Source organism: Scytonema sp. PRP1, from assembly GCF_036697665.2.
GTDB classification, from domain to species: Bacteria; Cyanobacteriota; Cyanobacteriia; order Cyanobacteriales; family Nostocaceae; genus Kalymmatonema; species Kalymmatonema gypsitolerans.
The window spans coordinates 228,684-247,424 of sequence record NZ_JBAHYJ020000084.1; the positions used below are offsets into that span (position 1 = coordinate 228,684).

The 18,741-nt window shown below is 41.9% G+C and carries 17 protein-coding genes and 1 pseudogene; 11 read left to right on the top strand and 7 right to left on the bottom strand.

The annotated features are described in order from the left end of the window. Window positions 1-101: 101 nt before the first annotated feature. From V5G28_RS20325 to psaI, 8 genes are all read left to right on the top strand, one after another. Window positions 102-1,064, top strand: a complete 963-nt coding sequence (locus V5G28_RS20325; RefSeq protein ID WP_336231270.1) for a hypothetical protein — start codon at window positions 102-104, stop codon at window positions 1,062-1,064. A 41-nt stretch (window positions 1,065-1,105) separates the two neighbouring features. Next, on the top strand, window positions 1,106-1,351 hold the full coding sequence (locus V5G28_RS20330; protein WP_096567273.1) for a hypothetical protein: 246 nt from the start codon (window positions 1,106-1,108) through the stop codon (window positions 1,349-1,351). 275 nt (window positions 1,352-1,626) lie between these two features. Then, the gene (locus V5G28_RS20335) at window positions 1,627-2,775 is read left to right on the top strand and encodes a VWA domain-containing protein (protein WP_332987982.1); all 1,149 of its coding nucleotides are present in this window, start codon (window positions 1,627-1,629) and stop codon (window positions 2,773-2,775) included. An 18-nt stretch (window positions 2,776-2,793) separates the two neighbouring features. Next, complete coding sequence (locus tag V5G28_RS20340) at window positions 2,794-6,051, top strand: tubulin-like doman-containing protein (protein WP_332987983.1); 3,258 nt, start codon at window positions 2,794-2,796, stop codon at window positions 6,049-6,051. Window positions 6,052-6,265: 214 nt separating this feature from the next. Beyond that, window positions 6,266-7,900: a hypothetical protein gene (locus tag V5G28_RS20345; RefSeq protein ID WP_332987984.1), complete on the top strand. Its 1,635-nt coding sequence runs from the start codon at window positions 6,266-6,268 to the stop codon at window positions 7,898-7,900. Between the two features lie 66 nt (window positions 7,901-7,966). Beyond that, entirely contained in the window at window positions 7,967-8,626 is a 660-nt protein-coding gene (locus V5G28_RS20350; protein ID WP_332987985.1) for a flagellar motor protein, read from the top strand. 182 nt (window positions 8,627-8,808) lie between these two features. Next, the gene (locus V5G28_RS20355; protein ID WP_332987986.1) at window positions 8,809-11,211 is read left to right on the top strand and encodes a hypothetical protein; all 2,403 of its coding nucleotides are present in this window, start codon (window positions 8,809-8,811) and stop codon (window positions 11,209-11,211) included. 213 nt (window positions 11,212-11,424) lie between these two features. Further along, entirely contained in the window at window positions 11,425-11,538 is a 114-nt protein-coding gene (gene psaI, locus V5G28_RS20360; RefSeq protein ID WP_073636475.1) for a photosystem I reaction center subunit VIII, read from the top strand. A gap of 818 nt (window positions 11,539-12,356) precedes the next feature. Here psaI and V5G28_RS20365 read toward each other — a convergent pair. The 6 genes from V5G28_RS20365 to V5G28_RS20390 all read right to left on the bottom strand — a co-directional run bounded on the left by V5G28_RS20365 (window position 12,357) and on the right by V5G28_RS20390 (window position 14,629). Beyond that, entirely contained in the window at window positions 12,357-12,476 is a 120-nt protein-coding gene (locus V5G28_RS20365) for a photosystem II reaction center protein J (protein ID WP_069350721.1), read from the bottom strand. A gap of 74 nt (window positions 12,477-12,550) precedes the next feature. Then, window positions 12,551-12,670, bottom strand: coding sequence for a photosystem II reaction center protein L (locus tag V5G28_RS20370; RefSeq protein WP_332987989.1), 120 nt, complete (start codon window positions 12,668-12,670; stop codon window positions 12,551-12,553). 9 nt (window positions 12,671-12,679) lie between these two features. Beyond that, window positions 12,680-12,817 carry a cytochrome b559 subunit beta gene (gene psbF, locus V5G28_RS20375; protein ID WP_096567259.1) on the bottom strand — a complete coding sequence of 46 codons (138 nt, stop codon included), beginning with the start codon at window positions 12,815-12,817 and terminating at the stop codon, window positions 12,680-12,682. Between the two features lie 9 nt (window positions 12,818-12,826). Then, a complete protein-coding gene (gene psbE, locus V5G28_RS20380; RefSeq protein WP_041036305.1) occupies window positions 12,827-13,078 on the bottom strand; it encodes a cytochrome b559 subunit alpha in 252 nt (83 codons plus the stop codon). Window positions 13,079-13,181: 103 nt separating this feature from the next. Continuing rightward, window positions 13,182-14,204 carry a photosynthesis system II assembly factor Ycf48 gene (locus V5G28_RS20385; RefSeq protein WP_332987990.1) on the bottom strand — a complete coding sequence of 341 codons (1,023 nt, stop codon included), beginning with the start codon at window positions 14,202-14,204 and terminating at the stop codon, window positions 13,182-13,184. An 89-nt stretch (window positions 14,205-14,293) separates the two neighbouring features. After that, the gene (locus V5G28_RS20390) at window positions 14,294-14,629 is read right to left on the bottom strand and encodes a rubredoxin (protein WP_073636471.1); all 336 of its coding nucleotides are present in this window, start codon (window positions 14,627-14,629) and stop codon (window positions 14,294-14,296) included. Between the two features lie 195 nt (window positions 14,630-14,824). On the opposite strand from V5G28_RS20390, the gene ndhC reads away from it, so the two are divergent. From ndhC to V5G28_RS20405, 3 genes and pseudogenes are all read left to right on the top strand, one after another. Next, a complete protein-coding gene (gene ndhC / locus V5G28_RS20395; RefSeq protein WP_073636470.1) occupies window positions 14,825-15,187 on the top strand; it encodes a photosynthetic/respiratory NAD(P)H-quinone oxidoreductase subunit C in 363 nt (120 codons plus the stop codon). Then, window positions 15,178-15,916: pseudogene (locus tag V5G28_RS20400) on the top strand (NADH dehydrogenase subunit K). Before ndhC ends, V5G28_RS20400 begins: the two are co-directional and overlap by 10 nt. Continuing rightward, window positions 15,909-16,445: an NAD(P)H-quinone oxidoreductase subunit J gene (locus V5G28_RS20405; protein ID WP_332987991.1), complete on the top strand. Its 537-nt coding sequence runs from the start codon at window positions 15,909-15,911 to the stop codon at window positions 16,443-16,445. The pseudogene V5G28_RS20400 and the gene V5G28_RS20405 overlap by 8 nt, the downstream one beginning before the upstream one ends. A gap of 531 nt (window positions 16,446-16,976) precedes the next feature. Here the strand turns inward: V5G28_RS20405 and V5G28_RS20410 are convergent. Then, complete coding sequence (locus tag V5G28_RS20410; protein ID WP_332987992.1) at window positions 16,977-18,383, bottom strand: hybrid sensor histidine kinase/response regulator; 1,407 nt, start codon at window positions 18,381-18,383, stop codon at window positions 16,977-16,979. Window positions 18,384-18,741: the final 358 nt, after the last annotated feature.

An 18,741-nucleotide genomic window follows, 5' to 3' on the forward strand; every position in this document is an offset into this window, starting at 1 on the left:
TTAAAAACGCTACGATTTTACGCAAAGCTGTACTTAGTATGTAAATTTTAGGCATATTCACTTCGACAAGCAAATTTTTATATGGCTTTTGAGAACAGCTCATGGGCAGAAATTCAAAAATTGCAATAGCTACTATCCTGGCTTTGGCGATCGCCTCGTGTTCCTCACAAGGTGATCAATCTAGTCATCCTACATCTACTAACACGCCAGCAGGGACTCAAAAAGCAGCAAATCAGCCGTTTAATAACCCAGTCGTCTCTGCCAAACACACTCCACCAGTTATTACAACAGCTGCTAACTTGATTCAACCAACGAATGCTACACAACGGGTAGGGGTTGTCTTAAAAGGTCGGAAAGACCCGTTTGCACAAATTGTGGAACCTTATTCGATTGGAGTAACGAATACGCCTGTAGTGGTAAAACCCATTTCTAAGTTACTACCAGCAGCTAAGAGTAAACGGCAAAGCAATGTGATAGCTACTACAACCAAAAACCCTTTAAACCAAAAAAAGCACAGAATCAACAAAACAGCCATTGGGCAAGCAACAGCGCCGCAAGCAACTATCGCGCATTCGCGTAGCCTGCGTGCGCTGAACACCGCGCCCCAAAAGGCGATGCTGCCGGAGATGGGCAAAGCCCCGCCAAGGGCGATGGCACAAGTGCCCGCCCAAGGGGTAATGGCATCTGTTAAAGTCAATTCCAAACGTGCTGTTACTCCTGCGCTGCCTAAAGTCTTACCCCAAGTTATCCCCAACCCTGCTTTAGCATCTGTATTACCACCACCACAACCAGAGTTAGCCAGAACAGTTTTTGTTTCTGGTGTGGTTCTCATTGGCAAAGAACCGCAAGCAATTATCAAAGTACCGAATGAGCCAACAAGTCGGTATGTGCAAGCAGGACAGCGGCTAGCAAATGGAGTGCTGATTAAACGTATTGAGATCAATGAAGGCTCCGAACCGAGCGTAATTCTGGAACAATATGGTATTGAAGTTGCCAGAATGGTAGGGGAAGGAATTGCTACCCAAACGCCACCAACTGCTGCTTCTGGGAATCCTGTTCGATAATAACCACCCCAAAACCCTGTTCCAGGCGGAGCTACTTAAACATGGAGACAACAGAAAAAATTGAATTTGCTGGTTTACCTTTAGCAGTCTATCGAGAGATAGCAGCTCATTTACGTCAAGTAGAAGGAGTAGAAGTTAATTTAATTCCCCAAACCTCGCAAGAGTTTGACTACAATCAAAGCCAAATCAATGGCTTGTGGATTGAGTACACTCCAAACTCTGGCGCTCAAAGTCGGCAACGGGTGCAGCAAATCTTGACTTATTATCGCAGTCGCTACGTTGCTTGAGGAATTTTCTCAATAAATTTAAGTAAATATGCCTATATTTAAGAATTTTTGGGTTGAGGTTTCTCTACCCAACAATTCGATTTTTTTGTTGAGGAGATGCGCTCTACTAGTATAGACTCACGAGAATCAACGCAAGATAACTCAACTGTCAATGACTTCAATATATCTTAATATATTCAATACGTATATTTTTTTCAGCAATTTAAAAATCACACTAAATACGGATATTATAGTTAATATAATAACATATAACGAGGATATATAAAGAAATTGTCTTGGCTGAAACTTCTACAACAGTTACACCTGGTCAGAATCTTAACCCTTCAGAAAAAATAGGTTTAGAGTTAGTCTCCCGTTTGGATCGAGGACGGGATGTTGTCTTGGCAATTGATTTGACGGAAAGTGTTGGACTGAATGATGAGGGCCGTATTCGCTTACGTCAGATTGTTGAAGATAGCCTGAAACCGGGAGATTCAGTTTACGTTGTTCCTTTCGCCCGAGATGTAGCTTTAGGGGAAGTTATACCTGGTGTAAATCCATTAGGAATACCCATCCAGTTTACGAGTAAAAGTAAAGAAAATATTGACAAAGTTTTAGAAAAGATACCTTTTGTATCTGATCCAAATCGATACGGTGCAGATATTCAAAGAGCCGAGTTAAGTATTTATCAAAGCATCGCTCAAATAAATCAAAATCGCCTGCGGCAAAATCAATCAATCAAGCCACAATCAATTGTTTGGGTTACTGATGCACCTTTACTTACTCAACCAGGAATTACCTCACAAGTGTGGGTTGAAACTCCATCTGTTAGTCCTTTTCGGATAGCAAACTCTTCAGAAAGTCAACGGCGACAGGCTTGGATAAAAGCTTTGCCGATTAGGAAGCGATCGCAGTCAATCACAACCAAAGATAATAAAGAATATAAACTCACTGTAGTTGATATTGCGCCTACAGTCCAGGAATTTTGTACACCAGCACCAGGTGGTCAAGAAACTTGTTTAGTGACTCGTTATTTAATTAATCAGTTGTGGCTACCAGGGTTAATTTCGCTGTTAATCTTCGTGGGTTTTGTTTTTGCTCTCATCAAATTCTGTCGTCTACAAAAGAAGTGGGAATTGATAGTTGATTTTGAGGCAACGGCAAACCCCGAAGACCAAAAATGCCGATTGCCAAACAACAAATGCATTGCCATTGGTGAATATGATGCTACTTGTGTAGATTCTATTGATACTCCCGGAGCAGAAGTTAGAGCATATTTAGAGCGCAAAGGCGAGAAACTTTACTTAATGCCAACGAATTTAGCACCAATTTATTACAGTGGTAGAGAAATTACATCACGCACTTTCATATCTAGTTCTCGCTTTAGAATAAATTGTCCAGATGGAAAGCGCGATTACGAGATAGTCATTAAAGTTAAAAAATAGTATTTAAGGAAGCATAGCATGACTAACGTCACTGCAAATGAACTTCAGTATCGCGGAATTAACCGCACAATTTGTATTGGATTAGGCGGTACTGGACGTGATGTTTTGATGCGAATTCGGCGATTAATTGTAGACCGGTATGAAGATTTAAGTAACCTACCAATTGTTAGTTTTGTTCACATCGACACAGATAAAGCCGCAACCCAGGTAACTGGTATTCGTACGGGAAGTACCTATCATGGCATTGACCTTAGCTTTCGAGAAGCAGAGAAAGTTAGCGCTACCATGTCGTCGGCTGAAGTTACCATGTTTGTCGAAGGATTAGAGCGGCGTTCAGAATACACTCGTCACGGACCTTATGACCATATTGGTATTTGGTTTCCCCCACAATTACTAAGAAATATTAAAGCAGTGGAAGAAGGCGCAAAAGGCATTAGACCTGTAGGAAGACTCGCTTTTTTCCACAATTACCAAAAAATTAAAACAGCAATAGAAACAGCAGAAAAACGCACAAGAGGACATGATTCTGTCTTGCTAAAAGCTGGTTTAAGAGTCGAACCAGGACTGAATATTTTTGTCGTGGGTTCTCTTTGTGGCGGTACAGGAAGCGGAATGTTTTTGGACGTTGCTTATAGTCTCAGACATCTTTATGGAAGTGAAAGCGCTCAAATTGTCGGCTATTTAGTGATTAGTCCAGAATTGTATGGTAACACTCCCAGTATGAGCGCCAATACTTACGCCGCGCTCAAAGAATTAAATTATTACAGCACTTCCGGCACAAAATTTGAAGCTTGTTATGATATTCAAAATTTAGTGTATGTTCAGGAACGGCGTCCGCCATTTGACCACGCTTATTTGGTTTCCAGTCAAACTGGAGGCGAATATCAAATCCTGGCGCAAGGAAAGCTGTGTAACGTTATTGCTCATAAGATTGCTCTGGACTTTTCGGGTGAATTAGCACCAGTCGTTAAAGGTAACAGGGATAATTTTTTGCAACACATGATTCAGTCGGATAAGCACCCACGTCAGAATGCTCAGCGTTATTTAACATTTGGACTGGCGGCAATTTATTTCCCCCGCGATACGATAGTACAAATCGCTTTAACTCGCGTCGGTTTAGAACTGGTAAAATTCTGGTTAAATGGCGAAGGTCAAAGTCCAGATCCCGTCAGCTTACTTGAGCAATTCCTCATTCAATACCGTTGGCACAGTGATTTGGCGAAAAAGGACGGTATAACTACCAAGCTTGCAGAGTCTGTCCAAGAATCTAACAAGAATTTTAGTAATACAATCTCCACTTGGAGAAATAAATTAGAACGGTTAATTTCCGACTGCCAAAACAGGGATGACCGCAATGGAATTCGTCAACAGTTGCCTAGGGAGTTTCGAGAGCTATTCCGCAAAATCCAACCAGGTGAGACTGAGAGTAGCAGAGGAATTTGGCTGACAAGACTGCAACAGATTTGTCCCAGCATCATTAAAGAACTCAAGTCAAATATTGACGATTTTTTGCTCCGGTTACTTACTCCTAGTGAGCCAAATTTTTCGATTAAAAGCACCCGTGACTGGCTAGATGCTTTGCAACAGGAACTGAATAACTATCAATGGAATTTCCAGGAGGAAATTAGCAATTTTGGCGGGATGCAACGCTTGGAAGATTTAGAGAAAAAATGGCGGGATGCTGAACAAATTATTGAGGGCATTGAGCATAAACCTAGTCTTTTCTTACTCAACACTAAGAATAGCCAAGTCCAAGCTGAAGCGAAAAGGGTGGTACGGGAAGCCTGCGATCTACTCAAGCATAACTTTGATTTGGTAGTCTTTCAGGAAGCGCTACAAATTGTCACTAATTTGCAAAAGCACGTTCAAGAAAGAGCAACTCAAGTCGCTGCTTTTAGTGCAAACGTAGAGATTTTGCAAAGCGTCTATGAGAAACAGGAACGGAATCTTAGACAACTGAATTTTGATGAAATGAGCGGTGAGGCAATATTTGATAGTGAAGATATTGACCACTGTTACCAAATTATTTGGGCAGAAAATGATGTTCGGCGTCAGTTAGTATTAGTGACTTCAGCAATTACAGAACCAACTGGACGGGGACAATCTTTGGCAATTTTTACCGACAGGGAACGTACGACTCCACACCAGTTGCAAAAAGATATTGATATCAAGGTTGACAGCTTATTTGCTTCTCGCGGTAGCAATATTGTCAACTCCGTGATTAAGCGCTTCATGCAAAACTACTCAATTTCAGCACGTTCAACGCGCTTAGCACAAATTATGCAGGAAGCTGAACCCCTGTTGCATCTTAATTTGAGTGACCCCTACTTCCATGATGACCCCGCTAAACATAGTAAATTAATAGGATTTAAGGACACCGATGAGTTAGAAGTACAACAATTTAAAAGTTTGCTGGGAAAGGATTTGGGAATTACTACAGATAAATTTAAACCGACTCAAGCTGACGACGAAATTTTAATTGTGAATGAGTACGCTGGGTTTCCTCTAAGACTGATAGCCAATTTACAAAGGATGAGGAACCCTTACATTCGCGACCAGAATTCCGCTACATCTTTTCTCCACAATGACTATCGCGCTTCTTTTCCTGACATCATCCCTCCTGATGCAAGAAAAATGGAAGAATTGGAAGATATTTTTTATCCTTGTTTAGCCTTAGCTTTGTTGGAGAAAAACAAGGAAAATCACGAATTGGAATTTCAATATTATGATCCATTGCAAGACAATTATTACACTGCTTCTCTAAACCCAGAGTGGAGTCAAGCTTTGGAGGAACTTGCAAACAACCGTGGAATGACTGAAACTTTGAAGAAACTGTTGGATCTGGCGATCGCAAAAATTGCCAGCAACCCAGAACTCTGGCAAAATGACTATTTACCCAAACTGCGACAATTTGTCGAACAAATTAAAAACTTACCAGAAGACAATCCCAATTATCCCTACAAAACAGCATTATATGTACCTCCAGGAAGCACAGAACCCACAGCTAAAGAGGGAATTATCAATCGCTTTTGGAGAAAGATGGATGAGCAATTTAAAACCAGCCAACAGCAAAATTTTCCTTCACCCACAAATCTAGTAAATCAGAAAGTTATTCCTGGCGAGATAGTCGTAGATTCTCCTGTAGATTCTCATGACAACAGAGCAAAACGACGGTTAGAATTAGAGCGACTACAACAAGATTTAGCTGATGGTTTTCTAACTGAAGAAGAGTATGAGCGCGAGCGTCAAAAAATCTTCAAAAAATACCCTTTATGACATTAGAGAATATTGCATAAATATTATTTTGTCTCGCGCCGCGTTCGCGCAGCGTGTCCCCTTGGGAGTTAGCGGCTTCTCGCAGAGTAGGCGCAAAGGCGCAAAGAAGAACACCAAGAAAACCAATGAATGCAACAAGTCTATTATTGTTTTCTCGTTTCTTGGCTGAGCCAGTCAACGAAAAATATACTTTCAAACAATCAAAAGTATTTTCATGCCATCAGTACCACCTTACTTAATTTTTTTCACTCTTGTACTTGTAGTTCTGCCATCTATAGCTGCTATTTTCTTACGATTGGTTTTATATCAACATCTTGTAGAGGAAGCTGACAAAGTGAAAATGCTCATTGATAGAAATGACAGTGTAACAGAACCTCCGATAATCAAAAATTTAAAAACCAGATTTAAAGAAGCTAGTAGTAGATTAGACCATGTTAATACAGCAGCTTTAATAGAACAAGTTTATAGTCAAAAAAATCTGAAATTTAATCTGATAATTTTTCCTAAACAAATCGGCTGCGAACAAATTGATTACTTCTGCCGCATTTTGCCAAACTTACTCCTAGCATTTGGTTTACTGGGGACTTTTCTTGGTATCACAATGAACTTGTCAGCACTCAGCCAAACCATAAATCAAACGACTGCTAGCAATGTTAACAGTTTTGTGGCTGAATTAGAAAAACCACTACAAGGCATGAGCATTGCCTTTACCACTAGTTTGATGGGAATATTATTTAGTGCTTTGTTAACAGTATTTAACTGGAGTAAGAATACTAGTTTAGCTAAGTTTCGACTTCTTAGTTCCTTAGAAGATTACCTGGATAATATTTATCAACCAACAATAGATGGTCATACTCGCCTTGATAAAGCTGTTGACAGAATGGCTTCTCTACAAAATGATTTTTTAACTAATTTTGGTAACAATGTTCGGGATGTGGTTGAGAAATCTTTAGGAAAAGTAGCCAAGGAAATTGCTGAAGAAAATAAGAGAGCCAATGAACTAGCAAGGCAAGTTTACGAGAGTTTTACACAATCTTCTGGCACTATATCTGCTGCTGCTACTGAATTTAAGTATGCCAGTGAAGAACTGAAAGAAAAAGCGCAGATATTTAAACAGGCTGCTGAAATATTTGATAATAGCCAGTTTCCGCAAAGATTATCAGAGGCGACGGGAGATTTGGCAAGAACACAGGAGAGATTTTCTCAGTCTGCTGCAAGTTTAGCTGAAACAGTAATATCTATTGCAACAGCAGTGAATGAAGTTCAGCGTTGCAGTCAGGAGTTAATTAACTTGGGAGAAGAAATCAAGAGCGTTAATCAAACTTCAGTCTCTGTATTAGAGTTACATCAAAATAATCAAACTTCTCTTGGGAATATTATTCCCCAACTCAAACAAGGAGCTAATAGTTTTTCAAAGGCGATCAACAAGCTTGATAATTTAGAGCAAAGAATTGTGAATAAAGCCGATAGTTTGAATGAGTTGGTGGAGACTGTAGTAACTTATACAGAACAGGTAAATTCGGCGATTGAGTCTTTAATTGGTACTAACAACCAAAAAGTTGAGACTGTTATCGACAAATTTGAAGGATATGCGAATGAGTTAAGCATCAAAATTGACACGTTTAGGTTAGATTTAATGGAATTAATGAGAAACAACAATGTGAAAGTCACTTACGAATACAAAAAAATGGGCGATCGCTTGCTTGGAGGTATGGAAGAAACAACAGAACATAACATTAAAAACTATCAACTTTTCATGGCTCAGCTTCTTGAACAAGTTAGTGACATTAAACACGTAATTTACCAGTTAAGAGAGGCACAAACTAATAATAACTACAAGAATAAGTAAGATAAAATGCGATTTCTATAAAAACAATATCTGATGTTAGCAAAAAATAATGTTATTTAAAATTTTATGGCTCGGCGATCGCGGCATACTGAGTACAATGAAGACCTAAACATTTGGCAGGCTTTTACGGATTTAATGTCCAATGCCTTTATGATACTTCTGTTATTGCTGTTAATAACTACCACAAAGTATGCAATATCGCAAATCTCTAATAATAAAAATACAGCTACGCCGCCAATTCTGCTAATTAAAGATGCAAATTACAGATTTGCTCCTGGAAGCGCCGCAATTGCTCCCTCAATGTTCAATTACATCACAAATAAAATAGTACCTGACATTGAAAAAACTACAAAAGACTTCAATATAAATACCGTTGAAATCATTGGTCACACTGATGAGCAAAGTATTGGTAGTGCAACAAGCAATCTAGACAACAATTTAGAAGCAGCAGTTAGTCGTGAGGGTTCGCTAAGCAATCTGAATGCCGGCTCTAACGCTGACTTGGGACTAATGCGTTCCTTGGCGGTAGTTAAAGAACTGCTTAAAATCCAGAAACAACAAGGTAGAATGCCAGGAGTTAAGTTTCGCGCCTATTCGGCGGCGCAGTTAATATTACCGAATGGGGAATTTGCCCCAATTCCCAACAACCAGCGTCAGCCAGATGCGACACGGCGACGCATTGAAATTCGCTTTACTCGCCTGGGTAAAGAGCGAGAAGTTAAGTAGGTAAAAGTGCGCAATTCTCATAGCTCAGCCAGCAGCTTGCTACACGTAATGCCAATTTTGCCAATGTTTGAATCAAAACAACATAATCAGGTGATAAATTTTCATTCTTGCTGAGTTAAACTGGCAAGCAAGATAATTCAAACATCACGAGAGCGGCTCCACGGTCTCTTGCATCACTCAAAATGGAACAGTGGCAATTTCTGATACAGAAACAGGGCGATGCTCCCAAACAGAACCCCCCAAGGGGCGATGGGCAAAGCCCCGCCAAGGGCGATCGCGCTTTTCTCCCGCTGAGTCCTCCGGACACGCTAGGCGAACACGAACGGTCTTGGCGTCCCTTGGAATCGCCAAATGTGGAAATTATAGAAGGTCGGTATAGAGTTGTCGCTTGTTCTAACCTTGCTAACGTAGATGTGGAAGTACAAATCACTCATACCTCAACCTTGGAGGTTCCACCAAAGCGGCGAATTCAGGTGCGATCGCGCCGCACAAACTCTGAAGGCTTAATAGCTGTCATTCCTTATACCTACCTTAAGCCAGGAATTTGGGAGTTACGTTGTTCTGGTAAGTTGATGTCTGATCGTGGTAAACCCTGGCAACACAGTATCCAGTTGCAAGTCCTACCTAAAGTCGCTGCAAAGGAGGTAGGACGAGGAAACAACGAGGAATTACCTGTCTTAAGCGCTGAGTTGTCTCAAGAAGAAGCGATTATTGAGCAGCCTATCAGTCCAGTCTGGCTTAAAGGTGAGACAGCAGAACAGATTTTACAAAACTTAATAGAATTGGCTTTACCTGCTTGTGAATTGTTGCCCGAAGATGACAAAACGATTGAGGATTCTCCAGCAAATATGCCAGCTGCACCGCTTGCTGTGAAACTTGAAGAAGAAATCTACATTGCTCGTTGGGGAGAAACTCTCACAATTAACGGGCGTGTGGAGCAAAAAGAAGCGACGCTGGATTTGAGCCAAACATCAAATTATGAAAGAGTTTACGGAGGAGAAATAAGAATAGAATTGCACTCACCCCAAGCTTCTGAAATCATTAGGCGAGTGCGGCAATCGTTACCAGAAAAGTTAATACCGTTTCCTATCAGATGTTCAATAGAGATTCCAGCTGATTGTGAATCGAAGCTGATTTTGGGAGAAATCAGTTTGTATGGCGTCCTCACAATTGGTAGTCAGGCGGTACTTTTAGCGAAGGAGTCTTTCACAATTACAGATGTTACAGAATTACTAGCAACCAGTGCTGTATTCAGCAAAAGTGAACCACTGGCGACTTGTGAAACCCAAAAACTATCCATACCTCTAGATTTAAAACTTTTCAATCTGGTAAAAACTCCAAACAAAGCGCGAACGCTTCTGTTGCATCCATCTCCAAAAAAATCCCTACCACCCAGACTTAACCGGCAATCACTCCGTAAATCAGCAGCGATTTCACCTCAATTACCCAGGTTTGCTCAGCACCAAAATCAGACGATGAGTCCTGCGGTTTCAGAACCTCCTTTAAAGTCGGAGAATTCAGACACGAATAGCACTGTAACTGCTGTTAGTTATGTTATCAGCAAGGGTACGGCTTTTCCCTACTTAAAACGACTAAAAGCATCGCAGGATGAAATAGAAGTCCGGGAGCGCAATCCGCAAGAGATGTTTGACTTTCCTGCGCCAGTTAACTCGCAGGAGCACACGACTGAGATTGATCATGAATATACAGCGTTATCAGTCGCAGAGGATGCACAATCCCAAGACACATCGTTTGTCAAAGTAGTGGCTCCCTCTAGTTCTGAATTAATCACGACAAGCAGTCCCTACATATCCCCGTTAATTAGAAAGTGGATGCATACTCAAGGATACTCTTTGCCTGAACCCATCAATTTGCAAAACCAAGAGGACTATACCTATATTGTCCCTAGCCAAGAGCAGATATATGAGGAGCTTGACACACACACGCGGGGAAATGGCGACGTTAAGAATCCACAGGACACGGAGGTAGAAGAACAAATTGCCACACACATTCAACAGGACAAGCAGATAAATTCTTTCTCCCTCGCCCACTCCCGTTTTGATCAGGGGATACCGTCGGCTTGGTTGGTACAGGAAATCGTTGTAGATCATACATCCAATGAAGCGGAAGCTGATACTTTCAAAAACCAAGCTTCCAAACAGGAAGAAGCATCAGTATCAAATGTATTATTTTATTTGCCTTTAGGAAAAGAAATCACGGAAGCGTTACCAGTTCCGCAATTGCATTTGCCACCAGGCGAACTAGTGTGTGGAAAATCTGTTAGGGTACGCGTACAGTTAGCGCAAGTGTGTCCAGAAGTGGCTGTCAAGTTATGGGTTGAGGATTGCCAAACTCGCTGGTTGCTGGAAGATCCGCTTTGGTTGACAAATTTAGTACCTAACTCTTCTGGAGGATTGGAAGAAACCACTCACATCATTGTTCCTTTTGGGTGTTTGGAAATTCGCTTAGAAGCGATCGCTGTGAATACCGTTACTCAGCAGGAAAGCCACAAAGTCACTATCCAACGGAGTGTGATTCCTCCGGACTTACCGAGTTTGCAGTTAGATGAACTTTTAGATCTTTAATTTAGGGGTTGTCATCGATCCCATTAATTGCATTCTGAGTTCTGAATTCTGAGTTCTAAGTTCTGAGTTCTAAGTTCTGAATTCTTCTTCTTCTGTGTTAAAAATCTTTAGAATTTAAAAATTTAGGGGAAAATTTGCAGTAAGCTCTTGTTGAATTGTAGTTTGTTTCATAGGAATCTTATGTACACAGCTTCATTTATGCCTTCCATTCTGATGTACGCAGCTTCATTTGTGCCTTCCATTCTTGTTCCTGTAACTGGTCTAGTTGTTCCAGCTGTGACATTTGCGTTTATGTTGTTATACATTGAACGCGACGATATCGGCTAAATTTGTCCACCGACTTAATCATGAATTAAAAATTGACCGCCCATCTGATAAAGACGGGCGGCTTTTTTATGCTGATTTTTAATCGATTCATGAACTGTCCCAACCCGCTTTGCTGAGGTTGGGGTTTCCAAAGTCCCAACTTGCGGGTCGTGCTTCTGACGCTTCGCTTGGTAAACTTACCTGTTTGAGTCCTGACGGCTCTAGTGGATACAGGTTTGACCATCTGCGTCTGACGACGCTAGTTCCTAACGCCGTGGCTAAATATTTGATTTAGCCCAGAAATATCTAAGGGGACGTAGCCACTATTAGATGCTGATTCTGGTATCAGGATACTGCCGTTAACTGTATCGATTGGGTTGACTATTGCCGACCAGTCGCCTAGTTGCCTTTATGCTACGGGTAGTCTTCCTTTACGGCAAAGCGGGTACTTTACGTTTATGCCTCGCAAAACCTAATATACACTAAAACGCACCCCAAAACAAAAACATCCAAGCAGACGCTATCCTTCCCCACTCCGCGTAGCTGAGGGTGGGGAAGGATAGCGCTATTTGTTCAACTTGTGCTACTAGCTAAATCTTGCTTACAGCTACTAATTGCTAATTGTGTATTGCCATAAGAGGATGTTTGTGAAGTACCGAGTTGTATCGAGATTCGCCCTAGCCCCCCTTAAAAAGGGGGGAAAATAGTCTCAAAGTCCCTCTTATTAAGGAGGATTTAGGGGGATCGAAAAGTTTTTGATACATAACTAACCACTTTTAAAACATCCTCTAAGTATGCAAACAAATAGCAATTAGCAATTGTGTCGGCTGAAACTACGATTATATTGAAGAACCGAGTCCAGCGTAGGCTCCGTAAAAGAAAATACCTACAACGGTAATTACACCTAAACCTGCGATTGTTGCAACAATCCACAGGGGAATTCTGCCACTTCCAGACACAGTCTCTCCTCCCTTAATAAAAAATTAGCGACGAAAGTTAAAAAATAAACACCAGTCAATAGCTGTCGTTCCAGTTAGTTAAAGAAGTAACTGGAAAACAGAATCCCTAGAACAAAAACGAGTAGCAGTCCCAGGTAAAGCGAAGTCCGGTTGAGTTCAACCGGCTGATTATTGGGATTGTCCTTTCTTTCCATGATTCTCTCCTAGCGCTGAATAAACTGCATGGAAGCGATCGCACCCAAAAAGAACACAGTTGGCACAGCTAGGGTGTGAACTGCAAGCCATCTGACCGTAAAAATTGGATAGGAAACTGGTTGATTGATGTTATTGCCGCTAGTCATGATTTCAAACTACTTTGTGTTACTAAATTGCTCTACTTGTTGTTTTGCTTGATAACGGTTATTTACAATTGGCAATTCCTGCCGTGCTGGTGTGTAATACTCATCAGGGCGAGGTGTACCAAACACATCGTATGCCAAGCCAGTGCTGACAAACAACCAACCCGCAATAAACAGTGCAGGAATGGTGATGCTGTGGATCACCCAGTAACGAACGCTCGTAATAATGTCCGAAAATGGACGTTCTCCAGTAGTACCCGACATTTATACCCCTACCTTGAGCAAGATTGTTATTGAGATCATTATCCTACAAAGTTAAGAAAGAGTTACACCTCGTAACTTCTTTCTCATAAATAGGAATAAATACTTACGCAGCTTTTGATTTAGAAGCGGCTGCAATATTGGGATTGTATTTGAGTAAAACACCGCGATCGCCAATCACAAATCCCTTTTCTGGGTTGAGAAAAACGATTTTGTAAAAATTAGTGGGAACTCCTTCAACATCACGGTCTTTTTCCCAAGTTTTGCCGCCATCAGAACTGTGCAGCAAATTAGCGCTACCGCCACTAACCCAAATTTCATCGGGTGTACGATAAGCCAAATCAAGTAAGCCCCAACTGGTCGAGAGTTCTGGATATTGAGTTTCCAACCACTTGTCAGGCTCTTGTGGGTTACTAAATTGTACCTGACCACCTCGTGCTAACATCCACATTTGTCCCTGTTCGGTAAATCCCATATTTTCTACCCGTCTGGAACTATTGCGGTTATGAGGTACCCAAGCATTTAGCCCTGGTTCCCAAGTCGAGTAGAAGTTACCTTTTGCAGAAACAGCAACATATTTGCCATCAGCAGAACGTTCGATGTTACGAACCACTCCTACGGCTTGTTCCACCTGCGCTTTCCAGTTTTGTCCACCATCTGTGGTTCTGTATATTGCTCCCACATCCGTAGCCATCTCAGCTGTGTTTTGTGCCAGTGCCACAATACTCACGGGGCTACCTGGTAGCTTTTCACTCAGGGGAATGCGTGACCAAGAACGACCTTCATCAGTGCTGTGCAACAGTAGAGAAGGTTCTCCAGCTATCCACCCCTCTTGACCTGCAAAACTGACAGTGTTAAAACGGTACCTTTGGTCATCCAGTTTTAATTCTAGAGGCTGCCAAGTTCTGCCACCGTCTTTTGTTTCCAACAGAGTGGCATTGCTCCCTACTAAGAAACCATGCTGGGGGTCATTTGTAAAGGCAATATCCAGTAGTTTTGCATCTGTTGGGACGGAAATCACTTCCCAAGGATTGTAGCTGGTCGAAGGGACATTACTACAACCAACACATACAAGGATAACCACGAACAAAGCAAGTATTCGTTGGTAAATTTTCACAATTGAGCGCATCTTTATCTGTTAGTATCTGTTAGTTTTTTTGAATTTGTGTATGGGTTTGGTGTAGGTTTATTGCCCACCCTCCGCGTTAAAAGCGCGTCTTATTGTACGCCGTAGAGGCTCATAAAAAACAAGAAGGCAAGAGCCAAAGCCCCGAAAATCAGCAGGTTCTTCTGACCTGGTGTCAGGTTATTCACACCAACACCATATTTCAGATTTTCTTGGAAACCGGATGCTGTACCAGCAGGACCAATGTTTGTAAAACCATTCTTTTTGACACCGCAAACTGGGCAGCGCCAAGTAGAAGATAATTCAGCAAAGGGTATCCCTGGGGCGATGTCATGCTTGTCATCCCCCTTTTCGGGTTCATAAATGTAACCGCAGGCACGGCACTCGTAGCGGTCTAACGCGGTCGTCTCAGCAGCTTGTTCGCTCATGGCTCTTGGCGTCGGTGAGAGGCAAATCTTAAATATACGTTAAAAATTATGACATAAGTGTTAGGTTTTTCTATCTTGAGTAAAAACGAATCAAATCGTCTCCAGCTCTATTTTTCAGGATTCAAAAAAGTCAAAGAGATATAATGTAAAAGAAGGTTACAAGTTTATTAGCACCAAAAGCGGTAGAAATTCATTGTGTTTGTCCTTAGCGGTTACGAGTACCTTCTAGGCTTCTTCATCCTCTGTAGCCTAGTACCTGCCCTCGCTCTATCAGCGTCCAAGCTCCTGCGACCGAGTGGTCGCAACCCAGAACGGCGCACTACATATGAATCCGGCATGGAACCCATCGGTGGAGCTTGGATTCAGTTCAATATCCGCTACTACATGTTTGCGCTCGTCTTCGTCATTTTTGATGTAGAGACTGTATTTTTATATCCTTGGGCGGTTGCTTTCCACCGTCTTGGGTTATTGGCATTTATTGAGGCGCTAATTTTTATTGCAATTCTTGTAATTGCCCTCGTGTACGCATGGCGTAAAGGAGCTTTGGAATGGTCTTAGATACTAACATAGAGCAGCAGCAAAAAGAACGCATCCTCAACCCGATTGAGCGTCCTACAGTAACCCAAGAATTGTCAGAAAACGTCATCCTAACCACGGTTGATGACCTCTACAACTGGGTGCGGCTTTCTAGCCTTTGGCCCATGCTGTTTGGTACCGCTTGCTGCTTTATTGAGTTTGCAGCTTTGATTGGTTCCCGATTTGACTTTGACCGTTTTGGTCTGATTCCCCGTTCTAGTCCCCGCCAAGCCGACTTAATTATCACTGCAGGCACAATCACCATGAAGATGGCACCTCAGCTCGTGCGTCTTTATGAGCAAATGCCAGAACCGAAGTACGTGATTGCTATGGGTGCTTGCACGATTACTGGCGGAATGTTCAGCGTGGATTTCCCCCACAGCAGTGCGTGGAGTCGATAAGCTGATTCCAGTGGACGTTTACTTACCCGGTTGTCCGCCGCGTCCAGAAGCGATTATTGACGCGATTATTAAGCTGCGGAAGAAGATAGCAAATGATTCAATCCAAGAGCGGAGTCTGATTAAGCAAACTCACCGCTACTACAGCACAACTCACAACCTCAAGCCTGCAGAGCAAATTCACACGGGTAAGTATTTGCAGGCTGAGTCTCGTGTTACACCGCCGAAGGAATTAACCGAAGCGATCGGTCTACCAGTCCCACCTGCTCTTTTGACTCAAAAGGCACAAAAGGAGGAAACTAACCGTGGCTGAAGAATCGAAACCGGCGGCAGCAGAAGAACAGTCAGAACAACAGTCAATAGTCAAAGCGGGTGAAGTTTCCCAGTGGTTGACAGAAAATGACTTTGCCCATGAGTCTTTAGAAGCAGATCATGAAGGTGTAGAGGTCATTAAAGTTGAGCCAGATTTTTTGCTGCCACTTTCCACTGCACTTTATGCTTATGGGTTTAATTACCTCCAGTGTCAAGCTGGAATTGATTTGGGCCCAGGACAGCAGTTGGTTAGTATGTATCATTTGATTAAACTCAGTGATAATGCTGACCGTCCCCAGGAAGTGCGTCTCAAAGTGTTCCTACCACGGGAAAATCCCAGAGTTCCCTCAGTTTACTGGATTTGGAAGGCAGCAGACTGGCAAGAACGGGAGTCCTACGATATGTTCGGCATTATCTACGAAGGGCACCCAGACCTAAAGCGGCTTTTGATGCCAGAAGATTGGGTAGGTTGGCCCCTGCGTAAGGATTACGTGTCGCCTGACTTCTATGAGTTGCAGGACGCTTATTAGAGCAATCAAAGCACCTCATTATCAGCCCCTCTTTGTGTTTCAAAGAGGGGTAAAATTTATGAATGCATTTTTGTTTCAGTTGCTTAGGGATTTCCAAGAAATAAATTATTCATCTTGTGGGGGAGCCAGCGCGAATGACGGCTTTCCCGACAGAGGCGACTGGCGTTGGGCGTCCCCGCCCGCCCAGTTAATAGGACGGGCGCCAATCCCATCCCACAAGAAAAAGCTGGATATTTTTTTATTTGGAAGTCCCTTATAAGTGCTTATAAGAAAGTAGGCTGAAAACCTCGTGCAAGTAGCGCCGGGGATGAAAGCCACAACGTAGACTGTCTTCCTACCGTGATGTTTTCTTTTTTAAGACTGCGAATAAGCTCTCTAAGTACATCTGTCTGTGTTTTGCCTTGCTTTTCGCAGGATTTTTAAGGAATTTCTTTTTCTTTAGTGTTGACACGAAAAGTAATGAAAATTGTTAGCTTGCCCTTGCCTTTTAGTTAAAATTAGGGTAGCGAAATTTTAACAGGCAGGGGAGCGTCAAACTGGAAGTCTAATAAGTAATTCTGTTCCATGTCCAGGTTCTGAACGACAAAGTAATTGACCACGATGTTGCTCGACGATGATGGAGTGACTGATTGATAACCCTAATCCAGTGCCTTTGCCCACAGGCTTTGTGGTAAAAAAGGGGTCAAAGATACGGTTTTGAAGTTGGTAGGGGATACCAGTGCCATTGTCAGTTATACGAATCTCGACCCATTTTGAATTTTTGTCTTGGGATTCTTTGCTGTTATGACTAAGTTTTGTACTAATTTTTATAGTAGGTTTAAAAGTGCCTTCATTTTGCTTTTCCTCTAAAGCACCTATTGCATTAGACAAAAGATTCATAAAAACTTGATTGATTTGCCCTAAATAACAATTCACCAAGGGAATTTTTCCGTATTCTCGCTTGACCTCAATTGCTGCTAGGTTTTTTTGCGCTTTCAGACGGTTTTGTAAAATTATCAAGGTGTTATCAAGTCCTTTGTGAATATCAGCAGGCTTGGCATAAGCCTGATCCGAACCTGAAAAATAGCGCATCGACAGCACAATGTCTCGAATTCTCTCTGCGCCTTCTTTCATCGACGCTAGTACTTTTGGAAAATCCTCAATGACAAAATCGAGTTCATTGGCTTGTATTGCCTGTAGAATTTCTACATGAGGCTGAGGATAATGTTTAGTATATAGTTTTACAACATCCATCAAAGCTTGCATATACTGGGAAGCGTAATCAAGATTGCCGTATATAAAGCTAATGGGATTATTAATCTCGTGAGCTACCCCAGCCGCCATCTGTCCCAAACTAGACATCTTTTCGCTTTGCACAAGCTGCGCTTGAGTACGCTTGAGGTTATCAATAACCTGCTGGAGTTGCTCTTTTCCAGCTTGTAATTGGGCTTGTGAATGCCGCAGTTCAGCTTCGGTTTGCTGACGAATGTTGATTTCTGTTTTTAGCTGGTGATTCTGCTGACTGAGTTCCTGATTTTTCTGCTGAAGCTGAGTTTGCAGGGTGCGAATTGTCAGTTGATATTTGATTCTTGCTAAAATTTCTTCAACTTGAAACGGCTTGGTAATATAGTCTGCTCCCCCCACTTGAAAAGCTTTCGCCTTGTCTACCCCTCGAACCAACGCACTCAAAAAAATGATGGGTATATCGCGAGTTTTAGGATCGAGTTTCAACTGCTGACAAACTTCGTAACCATCAATTTCCGGCATCATAATATCCAGCAGTATTAAATCTGGTTGTTGTGCTTGCACAGCTCTAAGGGCTACGCTTCCACTAATAGCTTGTCTAACTTGATACCCGCAAGACCGCACAAGTGTAGATAAAACTCGCAAGTTATTTGGCTCATCATCAACAATAAGAATATCGCCATATGGATCTGATTCTGGAGGGTTGGACATCATAACTTAGATGATTTTCCAGCGGGTTGATGATCATCCCGTGGTTTCAAATTTAGTGTTTTTTTGCTAATTTATGTATTACTAATTATATGAAACCCCTATCAAAATTTCGGCATACCTAACAAGAAAAACCGCTGAATTAAATGATACAGCGGGTTGCAATTGAGTGAGGTATACCAAAGAAATAATGAACCACAGATGAAGGCTCATGGAACACAGATAAATTTGTACTTCATTCAAACCAGAAGCCGTATATATTACAACATTACGACACCCTGCATGAAGAGGTTGCAGCGGGAGCGTGCATATATTAAGTTAAAGCTTTAGTAACTGTTTAATAAACATTATTGTTATGAAATGA